Here is an 18151-nt window from a genome sequence, read left to right as displayed (position 1 = left end):
ATGCTGAAATCTAGATATTATTTCCTGTTCCTGTGCACACTGGTGTACATCTCCTGCACAAATCAGCAGCCTGCACATGCGCAGGCTAAAAATACCGATCATATTGTTCCGCAGTTAAAGATCCGCAAAAACCTTACAGATGAGCAGCTGCTGGACCTGGTGCAGAAACAAACCTTCCGCTATTTCTGGGATTTCGGCCATCCTGTAAGCGGAATGGCCCGTGAACGCAGTAACAAGTCTTTTGACTACGGTGATGAAGTGGTTACTACAGGTGGTACCGGTTTCGGGGTAATGGCTACCATTGTGGCTGCAGAGCGTAAGTTCATTACCCGTGAACAGGCTGCAGCACGCACGAAAAAGATCGTAGACTTTCTCTGGAAAGCAGATATGTTCCATGGGGCTTTCCCCCATTGGATGAATGGCGAAACCGGAAGAGTGATCCGCTTTAGCCCCAAAGATGACGGGGCCGACCTGGTAGAAACTTCCTTCCTGTTCCAGGGGCTGCTAACCGCACGCCAGTACTATACAGCAGACAATGCAGTGGAAAGCGATATCCGCAACAAGATCCTCTGGATGTGGGAAGGCATTGAATGGAACTGGTTTACGCAACAGCAAAACGTATTGTACTGGCACTGGAGTCCAAACAACGACTGGAGCATGAACCATCAGCTGAAGGGTTGGAACGAATGTTTCATTACTTATGTACTTGCCGCTTCTTCCCCGAAATTTGCAATTGACAAAAGGGTGTATGAAGATGGATGGGCAAACAGCAATACGTTCTTCAACGGTAAAAAATTCCTTGGAATTACGTTACCCCTGGGCTTCGATTTCGGAGGGCCATTGTTCTTCTCGCATTACTCCTTTTTAGGTTTAGACCCCAGAGGGCTGAAAGACCGCTATGCGGATTATTTTGAGCAGAATAAAAACCATACCCTGATCAACCATGCCTATTGTGTGGAAAACCCAAAACACTACAAAGGTTATGGCGAGAACAGCTGGGGCCTGACGGCGAGCGACAGCTGGCAGGGATATGCTGCACATTCTCCAACAGAAGACCTGGGGGTGATCAGCCCCACTGCTGCCCTGTCTGCATTCCCCTATACTCCTGAATATTCTATGAAGGCACTGAAACATTTTTATTTTGACCTGGGTGATAAAATCTGGACTGAATATGGTTTTGTGGACGGATTCAGCGAGGAACATAACTGGTACGCCAAATCACACCTGGCCATAGACCAGGGACCTATCATCTGCATGATCGAAAACTACCGCAGCGGATTGTTATGGAAATTATTCATGAGCAGTCCCGATGTAAAAAAAGGACTGGATAAACTGGGTATAGAAAGCACTGCAATTAAAAACTAAAAATGTTTGTTATCAAACATATCATCCTGCTACTGCTGCTTTGCGGCACGGCAGCATTTGGCCAAACGAAACAGCTCACGTATTGTAACCCCCTGAACCTGGATTATGGCTACACGCCTATTCCCAATTTTTCAGAACAGGGCAGGCACAGGGCAACGGCAGACCCGGTGATAGTGACCTATAAGGGGGATTATTTCCTTTTCTCTACCAACCAAAAGGGCTATTGGTGGAGCAATGACCTGTACAACTGGAATTTCGTGGCCCGTTCCTTTTTGCGTCCGGAGCACAAGGTTTATGACGACCTCTGTGCCCCGTCAGTATGGGTGCAGGGAGATACCATGCTGGTATTCGGCTCCACGTATGCAAAGAATTTCCCGATCTGGATGAGTACCAACCCTAAACATGACGATTGGAAAGAGGCAGTACATGAATTCGAGATCGGTGGCTGGGACCCTTCACATTTTATCGATGAAGATGGCAGGCTCTACATGTACAACGGAAGCAGCAACGATTACCCCCTCTATGGCATTGAGCTGAACAGAAAGACTTTTCAGCCGCTAGGCACCCGCAAAGAATTACTGCTGCTTAACGATGAACGCTACGGCTGGCAGCGTTTTGGTGAACAGCTTGACAATACATTCCTGAAGCCTTTTATCGAAGGCGCATGGATGAGCAAACACCATGGAAAATATTATTTACAATACGGTGCCCCAGCTACTGAATTCAGCGGATATGCAGACGGCGTGGCGGTTTCAGACAGTCCGCTCGGACCATTTGAACACCAGTCGCTCCCGCTCTCCTATAAACCGGGAGGTTTTGCCCGCGGCGCAGGCCATGGCGCTACCTTCCAGGACAACTGGAAGAACTACTGGCATGTATCTACTATGGTGATTGCCGTAAAGAACAACTTTGAACGCAGGCTAGGCATATGGCCGGCAGGTTTCGACCAGGATAACGTCATGTATATGGATGCCGCCTTTGGTGATTATCCGCATTATCTGCCTTCCGGCGAAGCCGATCACTTAAAATCCGGCTTCACCGGCTGGATGCTGCTGAATTACAATAAGCCAGTGACAGTTTCTTCTACTCTTGGCGCCTTCGCAGCCAACAATGCTGTTGACGAAAATATCAAGACGTACTGGAGCGCGGCAAGTGATGCCAGAGGCGAATGGATACAGACCGACCTCGGTGAGGTGTCAACAATCAATGCAGTGCAGATCAATTATGCCGATCAGGATGCGGATTTCCTGGGTAAACAGGCAGGTATTTACCATCAGTACAAACTATGGTATTCAGCAGAGGGGAAGAGCTGGAAGATGCTGGCCGACAAAAGCATGAATAAAAAGGATGTCCCCCATGATTATATCGAACTGAAAAAACCTGTTCAGGCCAGGTTCATCAAACTGGAGAACATCCATATGCCCACCGGTAAATTTGCCATCAGCGGATTGCGCGTATTTGGTCGCGGGATGGGCGAAAGACCCGCCGCAGTCAAAGACCTGACCATCCTTAGAAAGGGGGATAAAAGAAACGCCTGGATCAAATGGAATCCGGTAAATGAGGCTTATGCCTATAATATCTACCTCGGAACGGAACCTGACAAATTATACAACAGCATCATGGTATACCAATCGAACGAATACTGGTACAAAGGCATGGACAAAGAAAAACCTTATTACTTTTGTATAGAGACGATCAACGAAAATGGAATATCACAACGTTCAGCGGTCATCAAAGCCAATTGAGCAATGCAAACAAGATTTTAATACACATACATATGAAAAGACCTAATCTACTATTTTTCCTGGCAGCCATTTTTCTTGCGAACACAGTCTCAGCGCAACAAAAAAAGGCCGTGTCAGCAGCCGATCAGATGATGAATACCTTCATCACTAACCTGATGTCTCAAATGACACCGGACGAAAAGATCGGACAACTCAACTTACCTGCAGTAGGATTTGACGTTACCGGCCCGGTTTTAAGCGAGGGTGTTGACGAAAAGATCGAAAAAGGACTGGTTGGAGGTGTTTTCAACACCTTCACCCCTCAGGCTGTGGAGAAACTGCAGAAACTCGTGATGACGAAATCACGCTTAAAGATCCCCCTGTTATTTGGTTATGATGTAATCCACGGACATAAAACGATCTTCCCTATCCCCTTAGGTTTAAGTACCAGCTGGGATTTAGATCTCATTGAGAAAAGTGCGCGTATTGCCGCAAGAGAGGCAAGTGCCGATGGGTTAAACTGGACGTTCTCGCCTATGGTTGACATTGCAAGGGACGCGAGATGGGGAAGAATCTCCGAAGGCTCCGGCGAAGACCCTTACCTGGGCGGACTGATCGGCGTGGCCATGGTAAAGGGGTATCAAACCAATAGCCTTTCCAATAAGGATGCGATCCTGGCTTGTATCAAACACTTTGCACTGTACGGCGCAGCCGAAGCAGGAAGAGATTACAATACTACAGACATGAGCCTGATTAAAATGTACAACGAATACCTGCCCCCATATAAAGCGGCAGTTGACGCGGGTGCAGCATCTGTAATGGCATCCTTTAATGATATTAACGGCACTCCGGCTACGGCCAACAGGTGGCTGCTGACCGATCTTTTACGCAAGCAGTGGGGTTTCAATGGTTTTGTAGTAAGTGATTACACCGGTATCAATGAACTGGTTCCTCACGGACTCGGAGATCTGAAAACGGTAAGTGCAAAAGCACTGACAGCAGGAACTGATATGGATATGGTGGGTGAAGGTTTCCTGACCACGCTGAAACAGTCACTGCAGGAAAAGGCGATCACCATATCAACGATTGACCTCGCCTGCCGCAGAATGCTGGAAGCAAAATACAAACTCGGATTATTTGCTGATCCCTACAAATATGTAAATGAAGAACGTGCAAAAACAGAGATACTGTCACAACAGAACAGGTTTGACGCAAAAAATATAGCCGAAGCTTCAATGGTACTGCTGAAAAATGATAACCAGCTGCTCCCACTGAAAAAGAATGCGAAAATTGCGCTGATAGGCCCGCTGGCAGATGACAAACGCAATATGATCGGTAACTGGAGTGCAGCGGGCGACTGGAAAAAGGCGATCGGTGTGATGGAAGGCCTGAAAAAGGCAGCACCGGACCTGGATATCATTTATGCTAAAGGTGCCAACCTGGTGGATGACCCCGCCATCCTCAAACAGATCAATGCCAATGGCGCTGATATTGTTGCAGATGAAAAATCAGCGGACAAATTAATCAGTGACGCAGTTTCTGCTGCCAATAAAGCAGAAATAGCAGTTGTAGTTCTTGGAGAAAGTGCACTCATGGGTGGCGAGGCAACAAGTCGTACAAACCTTGACCTGTTACCCAATCAAAAGGCTTTATTAAAAGCCCTTACCGCTACAGGTAAACCGATCGTTCTGGTATTGATGAACAGCCGCCCGCTTACACTGGAATGGGAAGATTCAAATGTTCCTGCGATCCTCGAAACCTGGTTTGGTGGAACGGAAGCAGGTAATGCAATTGCAGATATCCTGGTAGGAAATTACAATCCATCAGGTAAACTGACCACTACCTTTCCAAGAAGTGTTGGCCAGATCCCGATCTACTATAACCATAAAAACACAGGCCGTCCGTACGATGGCGTATCTAACGAAAAATACAAATCACGGTATATAGACAGTTCAAACGATCCTTTATACCCTTTCGGTTACGGATTAAGTTATACCACCTTCCAGTACTCCCCTGTTCAGCTGAATAAGGTTAACCTGAAAAGCGGACAGACCATCCAGGCTTCAGTAGACATACAGAATACCGGCAATTTTGACGGCCAGGAAGTAGTACAATTGTATATTCAGGATATCTATGGTTCTATTACAAGACCGGTAAAAGAACTGAAGGGATTCCAGAAGATCTCTCTGAAAAAAGGAGAAACTAAACACGTTACGTTCACAATTGATGAGAATATGCTGAAGTTCTACAACTCAGCGCTGAAATTTGCCGCCGAACCGGGTGATTTTAACCTGTTCATTGGCGGTAACTCACGTGATGTTTCTACTGTTAAATTCAGCCTGTTGAAATAAATAAGGTTTGTTTTTAAAAGCAAAAGATTCTAAGGGGTCTTCTAACTGAGAACAAAAGGGATGTAATATTCCGGCTGCATTAATTCGCTTCGCGAAAGAACGACAAGGCCGGAATATCACATCCCTTTTATTAAACAGATTTTGTATTGGGATTACGCAATCCCAGATTTTGCGTCCGGGTTTCGTAAAAAGATTCTGTACATAGCTCATGCAATAGATTTTGCATTGGGTTATGCGTCCTGTTTGGATTCCCCCTTCCACAAGCCGGCTGGGGTGATCTGTTTAAATTTTTTCATATATAACATTCAGGCCTCAGCGTTCTTTTGCGCAGCAAATTAATGCAGCCTGAATGTTATATATGAAAAATTTAGTTGACAAATCCACCGGAAAATCTACTCTGCCATGTTATGATACACCGCCTGCACATCATCATCCTCTTCCAGTTTATCGATTAATTTCAACACATCTACTGCCTGTTCTTCAGTGATCTCTGTTGTAGACAGGGCAATACGTTCCAGCTTGGCACTTTTCATTTCAAAGCCCATATCTTCCAGTGCTTTCTGCATTTTACCAAAATCTTCAAAAGCCGTCTGAACAACAGCGATATCTTTACCTTCCTCGTCAGCTTCAAGATAAAGCTCTTCCAGTCCGGCATCGATCAGTTCAAATTCCAGTTCTTCCATATCTTTTTCAGCGGGAAGGAACCTGAAGATAGATTTACGGTTGAAGATAAAATCCAGGGAGCCGGTTTTACCTAAGGAGCCACCGGTTTTACTAAAGTAACTGCGCACGTTTGCGACAGTCCTGTTGGTGTTATCTGTCGCCGTCTCGATCAGGATAGCTACGCCATGCTGTGCATATCCTTCGTATACATGTTCTTCATAACCGTTCTCATCCTTGTTGGACGCCCGTTTGATAGCCGCATCAACAGTATGCTTAGGCATATTTACTGCCTTCGAGTTTTGAATTGCGGTACGTAAGCGCGAGTTGGTATCAGGATTTGGGCCGGCATCTTTTACGGCCATCACAATTTCCTTCCCTATACGGGTAAATTGTACGGCCATTTTTGCCCAACGTTTAAATTTTCTTTCTTTTCTGAACTCAAATGCTCTTCCCATTGTATAAATATTGAGGGGTTAACCCATTAACTTTTTAAATTACTAAACATATCTGCCGTCATCTTCGCCAGGTCAAACTCCGGCTTCCATCCCCAGTCGCGCGTGGCAAACTGATCATCAATGGAGCGTGGCCAGCTGGTAGCGATCTGCTGACGCGGGTCATTAGCTGTGTAAGTTAGTTTAAAATCCGGAATATGGTCCCGGATTTCCGCTGCAAGCACTTCCGGGGTAAAACTTACGCCTGCAAAGTTATAGCTGGAGCGGATGCTGATCTGTGCTGCCGGGGCATCCATCAATTCAATAGTTCCGCGGATTGCATCATCCATATACATCATCGGCAATTCCGTTTCAGCGGAAAGAAAAGAAGCGTAACTGCCTTTCTTCAGTGCATCATGAAAGATGTGAATCGCATAATCCGTTGTACCTCCTCCAGGGGCGGCCTTCCAGCTGATCAATCCCGGGTAACGTATACTCCTTACATCCAGGCCATATTTCTGATGGTAATATTCACACCACCTTTCACCCGCTAATTTACTGATTCCATAAACAGTATTGGGGTCCATTATACAAAATTGTTCTGTTTGATCTTTTGGGGAATTTGGCCCAAAGACCGCGATAGAGCTTGGCCAGTACACCTTCGCTGTTTTGTAAACGATAGCCAGGTCAAGGATATTCAGCAATCCGTTCATATTCAGGTCCCAGGCAAGCTTTGGGTTTTGCTCACCGGTTGCCGACAGCAAAGCCGCAAGCAGGTAAACCTGGGAAGGCTTGTATTTTGTGAAAATCGCGTTCAAAGTTTCCTTTTCCAGCACATTTACAAATTCAAAGGGGCCTGAATTCTTGATATCATAATCAGGACGACGGATATCGCATGCGATCACATTATTTTCTCCGTAAGTGTTGCGCAAAGCGGTTACCAGTTCGGTACCGATCTGACCATTAGAACCTAATACTACTATTTTTTCGTTCATTAATATAGATTTTGGCAAAGGTAGAAAAACGAAACAAACCTTAATAAAAATGTTATTAATTATATTTATCTTCATATATTAACACCTTATGCTCCCAAATTTCCGGTCTGCCATGGCCTGGTTATTTGAAAATGAACTACTAAAAAACTGATAATATGAGCAACAGAAGAACTTTTTTACACCAGGCAGGAATAGCTACTGCTGCAGCATTGTTAAGTCCTGCAGTTTTATCTTCCGCACTGGCTGCAGTACCTTCCTTACCCAATAAAGTGGGGATCCAGTTGTATACTTTGAGGGAACAACTTGCAAAGGATGTGAAGGGCACCATTGCCGAGCTGGCCAGAATTGGCTATGGCCAGGTAGAAACATTTTATGGTTATAACGGGCCGAACGCGGCAAAGGGCTTCTGGGGATTGGATGCTAAAGCGTTTAAGTCGCTGCTTTCAGCACATCATCTGACTTCGCCAAGCGGACATTATAATGTCAGCGAATTTCTGAGCAAGGGCGGGACTGATGAGGTTTTAAAAAGTCATATTGAAACCGCAGCAACAGTCGGCCAGAAATATTTTGTAATTCCGTCCATTCCCGGTGAGGTCAGGAAGGCCGGAAAGATGGATAACTATAAAGAAATGGCCGCGAAATTTAATCATGCCGCGGAACTCTGCAAAAAGCACAGCCTGAAACTGGCTTACCATAACCACAACTTTGAATTTAGTGACCTGGGAAAGGGAATTACCGGGTATGATGTCCTTCTGAAAGAAACGGACCCTTCACTGGTAAGTTTTGAGCTGGATCTTTTCTGGGCCGTTAACGCCGGACTCAATCCACTGGAAATGTTCAAACTACACCCGGGCCGTTTTAAGATGTGGCATGTAAAGGATATGGATAAAGCAGATAAGAGTGTTTTTACCGAAGTGGGAACAGGCAGTATCGATTTCAAAAGTATTTTCCGGAATGCAAAACTTTCAGGACTGGAATACCTGTTTGTGGAGCAGGATATCATAAAGATCGACCCCTATCAAAGTATCACAAAAAGTATTAATTATATCAAAAAAGACTTGCTTCGATAAGTATCAATTAAATAAATATCAGGATATAAATTATTTCAGCTTTGAGTAAAGTAACAATAGCAGTATATAAGTGTGTTAATATTACACTTTGTCAACTGTTTTACTTATTTTAGATTTACCATAGCACAAATAAGACAACATATCAAACCAAATTTAAATCATTATGGATAGAAGAGAGGCAGTGAAAAATTTTGCTTTTTTAATGGGAGGTGCACTTTCTGCAACCACAATTGGTGTATTTCTCGATGGCTGTACCTCACCGTCAGCTAATAAAGGGTCAAATCTGTTTTCTGAAGACCAGAACCTGATCATCACAGAAGTAGCAGATGTGATCATTCCTACAACAAAAACCCCGGGGGCAAAAGCTGCAGGCGTAGGGCCATTTATAGCACAAATGGTTAAGGAATGTTACCCTGAGGATGCGCAAAAAGCATTCGTGAAAGGTCTCGAAGACCTTGAAGACCGGTCGAAAAAAGAATACGGCAGTTCGTTTCTTAAAATTTCTGCAAAGGAGCGTGAGCAACTCCTTGGAAAATTACGCGACGAAACTGTGGCATCACAGAAAGCTGAAGCTGCAAAAACTGCGGCCTCAGGTAAACCTGATCTCAAACTGGAGAAACCATTGGCTGCACCAAACAGGTACGCCAAAAACACTCCTTATTTCTTTGCAATAGCGCGCGACTTAACCATGCTGGGTTATTTCACTTCAGAGATCGGCGCCACGCAGGCTCTTGAGTATGTACAGATCCCCGGCCGTTATGATGGCTGTGTGGACCTGAAACCTGGTCAGAGAGTTTATTCATAAATCTATTAGAAACACAACAATGAACTTAAATACCAAAGCAACTGCACAAAATACATATGATGCCATTGTAGTAGGATCCGGAATCAGCGGCGGATGGGCTGCAAAGGAACTTACTGAAAAAGGGCTTAAAGTTTTAATGCTGGAAAGAGGCAGGAACGTTGAGCATATTAAAGACTACACCACCGCAATGAAAAAACCATGGGAATTTGAACACCGTGGCCTGCTGACTGAAGAACAGAAAAAAACACACCCTGTACAAATCAGGGATTATCCTTACCAGGAATTTAATGAAAGCTTTTGGGTGAACGACCTGGAATGCCCGTATACTGAGGTAAAACGTTTCGACTGGTACCGCGGCTTTCACGTAGGTGGTAAATCACTGATGTGGGGCAGACAGAGTTACCGTTTCAGTGACCTGAACTTTGAAGACAACAAAAAAGACGGCCATGGCAATGACTGGCCGATCAGGTATAAAGACCTGGAGAAATGGTACGATTACGTAGAGCGTTTCGCAGGGATCAGCGGACAGGCAGAAAACTGGCCTGCATTGCCTGACGGGCAATTCCTGCCGCCTATGGAGATGAACTGTGTAGAAAAATCAGTAAAATCACGTATTGAGGAACACTGGAAAAAATCACGGATCATGACCATTGGCCGCACAGCCAACCTGACCGTTCCCCATGGCGGAAGAGGCAGCTGCCAGTACCGTAACCTGTGTAGCAGAGGCTGTCCTTTCGGCGCCTATTTCAGCACACAGTCATCTACCCTGCCTGCAGCCGTGGCAACAGGAAACCTGACTTTGCGTCCTTTCTCACTGGTAGACCATATCATTTATGATAAGGAAACCCAAAAGGCCACAGGCGTAATGGTGATCGATTCAGAAACAAAAGAAAACATCGAATTCTTTGCGAAGATCGTTTTCGTGAACGGATCAACCCTTGGCAGTACATTTTTGCTGTTAAACTCTACTTCGGCCGAACATCCTAATGGTTTAGGAAACGCCAGCGGGGAACTGGGCCATAACCTGATGGACCACCATTTCCGTTGCGGTGCAAACGGTGAAGCGGAAGGCTTTGAGGATAAATATACTTATGGACGACGGGCGAACGGAATCTATATTCCACGTTACCAGAACATGAACGGTGATAAACGCGATTACCTGAGAGGATTTGGTTATCAGGGCGGTGCAAGCCGCACAGGATGGCATAAAGATGTTGCCGAGCTGGCCTTTGGCGGTGAGGTAAAGGACCAGATGACTCAACCGGGCATGTGGACCATGGGACTGGGCGGATTCGGAGAATCCCTGCCTTACCATGAGAACCGCGTTTATATTGATAAAACTAAAAAAGATAAATGGGGCATGCCTGTTTTGGCTATCGACTGCGAATTTAAAGGCAATGAGCAAAAAATGCGTTTAGATATGATGAATGATGCCGCAGAAATGCTGGAAGCCGCAGGAATGAAAAACATCAAGACCTTTGACAGCGGATCATCACCAGGTATGGCCATCCACGAACAGGGAACAGCACGTATGGGCAATGACCCTAAAACTTCTGTCCTGAACAAATGGAACCAGATGCATGAAGTGAAAAATGTTTTTGTAACGGACGGATCATGTATGCCTTCCATCGCCTGCCAGAATCCATCGCTTACTTTTATGGCCTTAACGGCCAGGGCGGCAGATTATGCAGTTACAGAACTCAAAAAAGGAAACATTTAATGGCTCAAGGAAAGATTAGAATGGGCATGATAGGCGGTGGAAAAAATGCTTTCATTGGCGCTGTCCACCGCATTGCTGCAAATATAGACGGACAAATAGAATTGGTTTGCGGAGCACTGAGCTCTGATCCGGAAACCGCGAAGGAATCCGGAAAACTGTTATTTTTAACCGAAGACAGAAATTATGGAAGCTATCAGGAGATGATCGAAAAAGAAAGTCTCCTGCCAGTTGATACAAGGATGCACTTTGTAACAATCGTTACCCCAAATTTTGCACATTATGCCCCGGCCATGCTGGCACTGGAGCATGGTTTTCATGTGGTAATTGACAAGCCTATCAGCCTTACACTGGCTGAGGCCAGAAAGCTGGAAGAAAAAGTAAGGGAAACGGGTTTAACCCTTTGCCTTACTTACACGTATTCCGGTTACCCGATGGTGAAACAAGCCAGGCAAATGGTAAAAGACGGTGCTTTCGGAGAGATACGCAAGGTGCTTGTTGAATACCCGCAGGGCTGGCTGAGCCTGCCTTCTGAACGCGACGGAAATAAACAGTCGTCATGGCGGACTGACCCTGCAAGAAGCGGGATCAGCGGCTGTATGGGAGATATCGGTACACATGCCGCCCAACTGGCAGAATATATCTCGGGACTGGAGATCGCGAAGATCTGTGCAGACCTGAATATTGTGGTAGAAGGAAGACCATTAGATGATGACGGAAACGTTTTGCTGAAATTTAACAACGGCGCCAATGGTGTACTGGTGGCCTCGCAGATTGCTGCAGGAGAAGAAAATGCACTGAAAATCAAGATATATGGTGAAAAAGGCGGACTGGAATGGCACCAGGAGGAACCCAATACGCTGAAAGTGAAATGGCTGGATGCCCCAAGCCAGATCTACCGTACCGGACAGGGTTATTTGTCCCAGGCAGCGCAATACAATGCAAGAACCCCTGCCGGACATCCTGAAGGTTACCTTGAAGCTTTTGCCAATATTTACAGGAATTTTGCTTCAACACTGCAGGCGCTGCTTGCCGGTGAAATACCTACAGCTGATATGCTGGATTTTCCGGGTGTGGAAGATGGTGTAAGAGGAATGGCGTTTATAGAAAATGTAGTGGCATCAGGCCAGTCAGACCAGAAATGGCTCGATTTTAAAGTATAAGAAGATGACAACACTTAAAGGACCAGCAGTTTTTCTCGCACAGTTTATTGGCGATGAAGAACCTTTCAACTCTCTGGACGGAATATGCAAATGGGCAGCAGACCTTGGCTTCAAAGGTATACAAATGCCTACGCTCGACAATAGGTTTATAGACCTTCAGAAGGCTGCGGAAAGTAAAACGTATGCTGATGAGCTCAAAGGAAAAGTAGCGTTCTACGGCCTGGAAATCACCGAGCTTTCTACACATATACAGGGTCAGCTGGTGGCTGTGAACCCGGCGTTTGACCTGGCATTTGACGGTTTTGCACCGGAAGCTTACAGGAAGAACCCTGCAGCGAGAACAGAATGGGCCGTACAGCAGCTGAAATATGCAGCAAAGGCCTCACAAAACCTGGGTTTAAATGCACATGCCACTTTTAGCGGATCACTTTTATGGCATATGTTCCACCCCTGGCCACAGCGCCCGGAAGGCTTGGTGGAGGATGGATTTAAGGAACTTGCACGCCGCTGGCTGCCTATCCTGAATGAATTCGATGAATGCGGAGTCGATGTTTGTTATGAGATCCACCCGGGCGAGGACCTTTTTGACGGCATAACCTATGAGATGTTCCTGGAGAAGGTGAACAACCATCCCAGGGCATGTTTATTGTATGACCCATCACATTTTGTATTACAGCAGCTGGATTATATTCAGTATATAGATTTTTACCATGAACGCATCAGGGCCTTTCATGTAAAAGACGCAGAATTTAATCCTACCGGAAGACAGGGAACCTTCGGCGGCTATCAGAGCTGGGCAAACCGTGCAGGCCGTTACCGTTCTCCGGGCGACGGACAGGTGGATTTTAAAACTATATTTAGTAAACTTGCCCAATATGATTTTAAAGGATGGGCGGTGATGGAATGGGAATGCTGTATAAAGGATTCTGAAACCGGCGCAAGGGAAGGTGCTGAATTTATCAAAAAACACATCATCCCCGTGACCACAAGGGCATTTGATGATTTTGCAGCAACAGGCGCAGATGAGGCATTTAACCGACAAATATTAGGTATAAAATAATTAGCACAAATACAATAGATAATGAAACACACAACACTACTAATCTTAGGCTGCCTGAGTTTAACTATCGCCTCTTGCGGTGGGTCCGGCTCTTCCGAAAAAACGGAGGAAACGACCACTACTACAACGACTACGACCGACAGCAGCACAACTGTCAGTGCACAAACAGCTTCAGAAACGCTTCCGGGCGAAAAGCTGATTGCTAAGGCAGACTGCCTTGGCTGCCACAATAAAGAACAAAAAGTAATTGGCCCTGCATACGTTGATATCGCAGCCAAGTACCCTTCTAACGAAGCCAATATCAGCCATCTTGCAGACGTGGTGATCAAAGGAAGTAAAGGTACCTGGGGAGACTTGCCAATGACCCCCCACCCTAACCTGAGTGTAGACGATGCAAAACAAATGGTAACCTGGATCCTTTCCTTAAAAAAATAAGATCCCGGGCCAGATATTTCTATCTAACCAATTATATTATCAATGGAAAAAACCAATAAAGAAGCTAATGCCGCCAGCAGGCGCGCATTTATCAAAAATACCGCGATTGCAAGTGCCGCATTCATGATTTTACCCCGCCACGTTCTGGGCGGAAAAGGATTTACCGCCCCCAGTGACAGGTTGATTGTCGCGGGTATAGGCGTAGGTGGAAAAGGCGCTGGTGACATTGCAGCTTTTTATAAGAGCGGCAAAGCGGAGATTGGATTTCTTTGTGACGTAGATACAAAAAGAGCCGCCGGTACGGTCAAAAGTTTCCCTAAAGCAAAGTTCTATAAGGACTGGAGGGAAATGCTCGATAAAGAACATAAGAATTTTGATGCGGTGAGTATTTCTACACCGGATCATAGCCATGCCATGATTACTGTAGCTGCTATGCAGCTGGGGAAACATGTGTATGTGCAAAAACCCCTTACCCATGATATCTACGAAGCCAGGAAATTAACTGAAGCAGCAAAAAAATATAAAGTAGTTACCCAGATGGGTAACCAGGGCGCATCAAATGACGGGCCGCGACAAATGAAAGAATGGTATGACGCAGGCCTGATCGGCGATGTGCATACCGTCTATGCATGGACGGACAGGCCGGTATGGCCGCAGGGAATTCCATGGTCGGCCAATAAAGCCGAAATTCCTGCAAACCTGGACTGGGACCTCTGGCTGAACACTGCTCCTTATAAAGATTATGTGGATAAACTGGTTCCTTTCAACTGGAGAGGCTGGTGGGATTACGGCACCGGCGCTTTAGGCGATATGGGATGCCACCTGATCGAAGCCCCTTTCAGCGTACTGGGTCTGAAATATGCCACAAATGTACAGGCCAGCGTAGGTTCTGTTTATGTGGATGAGTTCAAACGTGGGTATTTCCCTGAGAGCTGCCCTCCTTCAAGCCATGTAACACTGACCTTCCCGAAAACACCAAAAACACAGGGAGAGGTAACACTGCACTGGATGGATGGCGGTATTCAGCCTACACGCCCTGAAGAGCTGGATGCAAATGACGTTTTCGGAGATGGCGGTAACGGTACCCTGTTCATCGGAACCAAAGGAAAAATGATGAGCAGTACCTATAGTGCAAATCCGCGTCTGCTTCCGTTAAGCCGAAACAAGGATATTAAAGTTCCTGAAAAGTTTGCACGTGTTCCCAATGGGGCAAACGGACATTATGCGCAGTGGGTGGAAGCCTGCATCGCCGGCTACGGCAAAAAAGAGGTGAGTTCTCCTTTTGAGATTGCCGGACCGTTGACAGAAGCATTGCTGATGGCAAATCTTGCTATCCGCGGAAATGATGTACAAAGGACATCTGCCGATGGAAAAGTAAGCTACCCGGGCAGGAATATCCAGCTGTTATGGGATAATGACAACATGAAAGTCACCAATTTCGATGATGTAAACCAATATGTAAAAAGAGAGTACCGCAAAGGCTGGACGCTCGGCATATAAATACTTAAAAAGATGAACTTATACAGGATATCAGCAGCACTGCTCCTTACAGCTATGATCAGCAGCAACAGCAACGCGCAAAAAAAAGAGAAAGGTTTTGTTCCGTTATTTGATGGCAAAACCACTACCGGCTGGCATACTTACGGAAGAAACCTGGCCGGCCAGGGCTGGAAGGTTGAGGATGGGACGCTCCACCTTGACCCTGCAGCTAAAAAGGAAGATGCCGGTGACCTGGTTACCGACAAGGAATACGGAAATTTTCATCTGAAGATTGACTGGAAGGTAGCACCGAATTCAAACAGCGGTATCTTGTTCCACATCAAAGAAGATCCCGCAAAATACCACCAGACCTATAGTACCGGCCCTGAAATGCAGGTGATCGATAACGACGGCCACCCGGATGGAAAGATCATTAAACACCGGGCGGGCGACCTGTACGACCTGGTAAAAAGCACTTCAGAACCGGTAAAACCCGTTGGAGAATGGAACACGGCTGAAATTATCAGTAACAAAGGGAAACTGGAGTTTATACTGAACGGCGTGAAGATCGTTTCTACCACCCAGTTTGACGCCAACTGGAAAGCGCTGATTGCAGGCAGCAAATTTGCCTCGTGGGAAGGATTCGGAACATTCACTTCCGGAAAAATATCATTACAGGATCACGAAAACGAAGTATGGTTCCGCAATATCCTGATCAAAGAACTTTAAACAATATAAACCAAATATGATGAATGTAAATACCCGAATCAAGTTATCACTGATGATGTTCCTGGAGTTTTTTATCTGGGGATCATGGTTTGTTACACTGGGTACATTTTTAGAAAAAAACCTATCTGCTACAGGCTCCCAAACGGCTGCAGTTTTCTCCACCCAGTCATGGGGGGCAATCATTGCACCTTTTATTATTGGCCTCATTGCCGACAGGTTCTTCAATGCTGAAAAGATATTGGGGGTACTGCATATTATCGGGGCTATCCTGATGTATCAAATGTACAGCGCAACAAATGTGGATGCTTTCTATCCTTATGTCCTGGGTTATATGATCCTTTTCATGCCTACCCTGGCACTGGTAAATTCTGTTGCATTCAATCAGATGAAAGATGCGGAAAAAGAATTTTCAAACATCAGATTTTGGGGAACTATTGGCTGGATCGTAGCCGGACTGTTCATCAGCTACCTGTTCTTATGGGATTCAGCCGAAGGACTGAGCTCGGGCTTATTAAAAAACACCTTCCTGATGGCCGGAATCGCTTCGGCATTGCTGGGCCTGTTCAGCTTTGCACTGCCTAAAACGCCGCCAAAAGTATCGAAAGATGAAAAGGTTACGCTTTCTGATATCCTGGGACTGGACGCATTGAGCCTGCTGAAAGACAGAAACTTTGCTGTATTCTTTATCTCTGCAATCCTGATCTGTATCCCACTGGCCTTTTATTACCAGAATGCACACCCTTTCCTGTCGAGCATCGGTGTAGCGGGGCCTACAGGGAAAATGGCAATTGGTCAGGTATCTGAAGCGCTCTTCCTGTTGATGATCCCGGTTTTCTTTAAACGTTTCGGGTTTAAAATCACCATATTGGTGGGTATGATTGCCTGGGCCATTCGGTATGCTTTATTCGCTTACGGAAATGCAGGTGAGCTGAGCTTCATGCTGATCATCGGTATTGCACTGCATGGCGTTTGTTACGATTTCTTTTTCGTATCAGGACAGATCTATACCAATTCTAGGGCGGGCGACAAATACAAAAGCGCCGCACAGGGTTTAATCACGCTGGCCACCTATGGTGTAGGAATGCTGATCGGATTTGAAGTTGCAGGCATGATCACTGACAATTATAAATTGACAGACGGATCTATCGACTGGAAAATGGTGTGGATCATTCCTGCGGGAATCGCGCTGGCTGTATTCCTGATCTTTTCGCTCTTCTTTAATGATAAAAACAAAGGAATTTCGGACACTCAATTAAACAACGCCTAATCATGGGATCAGAACAAAGCCGCAGGAAAATGTTAAAAACCATTATCGCCGGCACCGCTGTACTCAGTGCCTCAGCGGCAATTCCGGGACTTGCTATGGAAAAAGAAACTACAGGTAAAGCACTAAAAGGAAATGTAAACCATTCCGTATGCCGCTGGTGTTATAGCGGTATACCGCTGGATGAACTATGCGCAGCAGGAAAAGATATGGGGTTGAAAGCCATCGACCTGGTTGGCCCCTCCGAATGGCCTACACTGAAAAAATACGGATTATACTCTTCCATGTGTAACGGCGCGGAGATTAATTTAGTGGACGGTTTTAACGATCCGGCATTCCATCCTAAACTGATAGAGAACTACAGTAAAATGATCCCCCTGGTGGCAAAGGCAGGTTATAAAAATCTGATCTGCTTTAGCGGGAACCGCAGGGGCAAGGATGACGAAACAGGATTGAAGAACTGTGTGGAAGGACTGAAACAGCTAATGCCACTGGCAGAAAAACATGGTGTAGTGCTTGTGATGGAATTGCTGAACAGCAAGGTGAACCACGAGGATTACCAGTGTGACCATACCGCATGGGGCGCAGAACTGGCAAAAAGACTGGGCTCTGAAAACTTTAAACTACTGTACGATATTTACCATATGCAGATTGATGAAGGTGATGTGATCAGGAATATCCAGACCTTCCATCCTTATATTGCACATTATCACACCGGGGGAGTTCCCGGAAGAAATGAAATAGACGAAACGCAGGAATTGTATTATCCTGCAATCATCAAAGCTATCCTGGCAACAGGATTCAAAGGGTATATCGCACAGGAGTTTATTCCTAAGCAGGAAGATAAGCTTGCCTCCCTGAGAAAAGCGATCACGATATGCGACCAATAAACTATTAACT

Annotated in this window: 15 protein-coding genes; 13 read left to right on the top strand and 2 right to left on the bottom strand. The window is 45.7% G+C overall.

Annotated elements, in window-relative coordinates; translation table 11 throughout:
- Genes BLW16_RS13040 through bglX form a run of 3 tightly spaced genes read left to right on the top strand, consistent with a single transcriptional unit; the run spans window position 1 to window position 5440 of the window.
- Window positions 1-1365 (top strand): glucoamylase family protein, encoded by a 1365-nt coding sequence (locus BLW16_RS13040; RefSeq protein WP_090557257.1) that lies wholly within the window; start codon window positions 1-3, stop codon window positions 1363-1365.
- Window positions 1366-1367: 2 nt separating this feature from the next.
- Window positions 1368-3110: a family 43 glycosylhydrolase gene (locus BLW16_RS13035; protein ID WP_090557255.1), complete on the top strand. Its 1743-nt coding sequence runs from the start codon at window positions 1368-1370 to the stop codon at window positions 3108-3110.
- A gap of 32 nt (window positions 3111-3142) precedes the next feature.
- Complete coding sequence (gene bglX, locus BLW16_RS13030) at window positions 3143-5440, top strand: beta-glucosidase BglX (RefSeq protein WP_090557252.1); 2298 nt, start codon at window positions 3143-3145, stop codon at window positions 5438-5440.
- Between the two features lie 392 nt (window positions 5441-5832).
- Here the strand turns inward: bglX and BLW16_RS13025 are convergent, their stop codons facing one another.
- Both BLW16_RS13025 and BLW16_RS13020 read right to left on the bottom strand, forming a co-directional pair.
- Entirely contained in the window at window positions 5833-6558 is a 726-nt protein-coding gene (locus BLW16_RS13025) for a YebC/PmpR family DNA-binding transcriptional regulator (protein ID WP_090557250.1), read from the bottom strand.
- 26 nt (window positions 6559-6584) lie between these two features.
- Window positions 6585-7529 (bottom strand): NAD-dependent epimerase/dehydratase family protein, encoded by a 945-nt coding sequence (locus tag BLW16_RS13020; RefSeq protein ID WP_175470571.1) that lies wholly within the window; start codon window positions 7527-7529, stop codon window positions 6585-6587.
- A 155-nt stretch (window positions 7530-7684) separates the two neighbouring features.
- On the opposite strand from BLW16_RS13020, the gene BLW16_RS13015 reads away from it, so the two are divergent.
- From BLW16_RS13015 to BLW16_RS12970, 10 genes are all read left to right on the top strand, one after another.
- Window positions 7685-8599 (top strand): sugar phosphate isomerase/epimerase family protein, encoded by a 915-nt coding sequence (locus BLW16_RS13015; RefSeq protein WP_090557246.1) that lies wholly within the window; start codon window positions 7685-7687, stop codon window positions 8597-8599.
- Window positions 8600-8762: 163 nt separating this feature from the next.
- On the top strand, window positions 8763-9404 hold the full coding sequence (locus tag BLW16_RS13010; protein WP_090557244.1) for a gluconate 2-dehydrogenase subunit 3 family protein: 642 nt from the start codon (window positions 8763-8765) through the stop codon (window positions 9402-9404).
- 19 nt (window positions 9405-9423) lie between these two features.
- Window positions 9424-11124 carry a GMC oxidoreductase gene (locus BLW16_RS13005; protein WP_090557242.1) on the top strand — a complete coding sequence of 567 codons (1701 nt, stop codon included), beginning with the start codon at window positions 9424-9426 and terminating at the stop codon, window positions 11122-11124.
- Window positions 11124-12284 carry a Gfo/Idh/MocA family protein gene (locus BLW16_RS13000; RefSeq protein WP_090557241.1) on the top strand — a complete coding sequence of 387 codons (1161 nt, stop codon included), beginning with the start codon at window positions 11124-11126 and terminating at the stop codon, window positions 12282-12284. The genes BLW16_RS13005 and BLW16_RS13000 overlap by 1 nt, the downstream gene beginning before the upstream one ends.
- 4 nt (window positions 12285-12288) lie before the next feature.
- Window positions 12289-13344 (top strand): sugar phosphate isomerase/epimerase family protein, encoded by a 1056-nt coding sequence (locus BLW16_RS12995; RefSeq protein ID WP_090557239.1) that lies wholly within the window; start codon window positions 12289-12291, stop codon window positions 13342-13344.
- 21 nt (window positions 13345-13365) lie between these two features.
- Window positions 13366-13779: a c-type cytochrome gene (locus tag BLW16_RS12990; RefSeq protein WP_090557238.1), complete on the top strand. Its 414-nt coding sequence runs from the start codon at window positions 13366-13368 to the stop codon at window positions 13777-13779.
- Window positions 13780-13821: 42 nt separating this feature from the next.
- Window positions 13822-15279 (top strand): Gfo/Idh/MocA family protein, encoded by a 1458-nt coding sequence (locus BLW16_RS12985; RefSeq protein ID WP_090557236.1) that lies wholly within the window; start codon window positions 13822-13824, stop codon window positions 15277-15279.
- 12 nt (window positions 15280-15291) lie between these two features.
- Complete coding sequence (locus BLW16_RS12980) at window positions 15292-15987, top strand: 3-keto-disaccharide hydrolase (RefSeq protein WP_090557233.1); 696 nt, start codon at window positions 15292-15294, stop codon at window positions 15985-15987.
- Window positions 15988-16006: 19 nt separating this feature from the next.
- A complete protein-coding gene (locus BLW16_RS12975; protein ID WP_090557299.1) occupies window positions 16007-17254 on the top strand; it encodes a nucleoside permease in 1248 nt (415 codons plus the stop codon).
- Between the two features lie 2 nt (window positions 17255-17256).
- On the top strand, window positions 17257-18141 hold the full coding sequence (locus BLW16_RS12970; protein ID WP_090557231.1) for a hydroxypyruvate isomerase family protein: 885 nt from the start codon (window positions 17257-17259) through the stop codon (window positions 18139-18141).
- The last annotated feature ends 10 nt before the right edge of the window (window positions 18142-18151 follow it).

The organism is Pedobacter hartonius (assembly GCF_900107535.1).
Classification (GTDB): Bacteria; Bacteroidota; Bacteroidia; order Sphingobacteriales; family Sphingobacteriaceae; genus Pedobacter; species Pedobacter hartonius.
The sequence above is the reverse complement of the archived record's forward strand: the minus strand, read 5'-3'. Positions and strand labels throughout refer to the sequence as shown.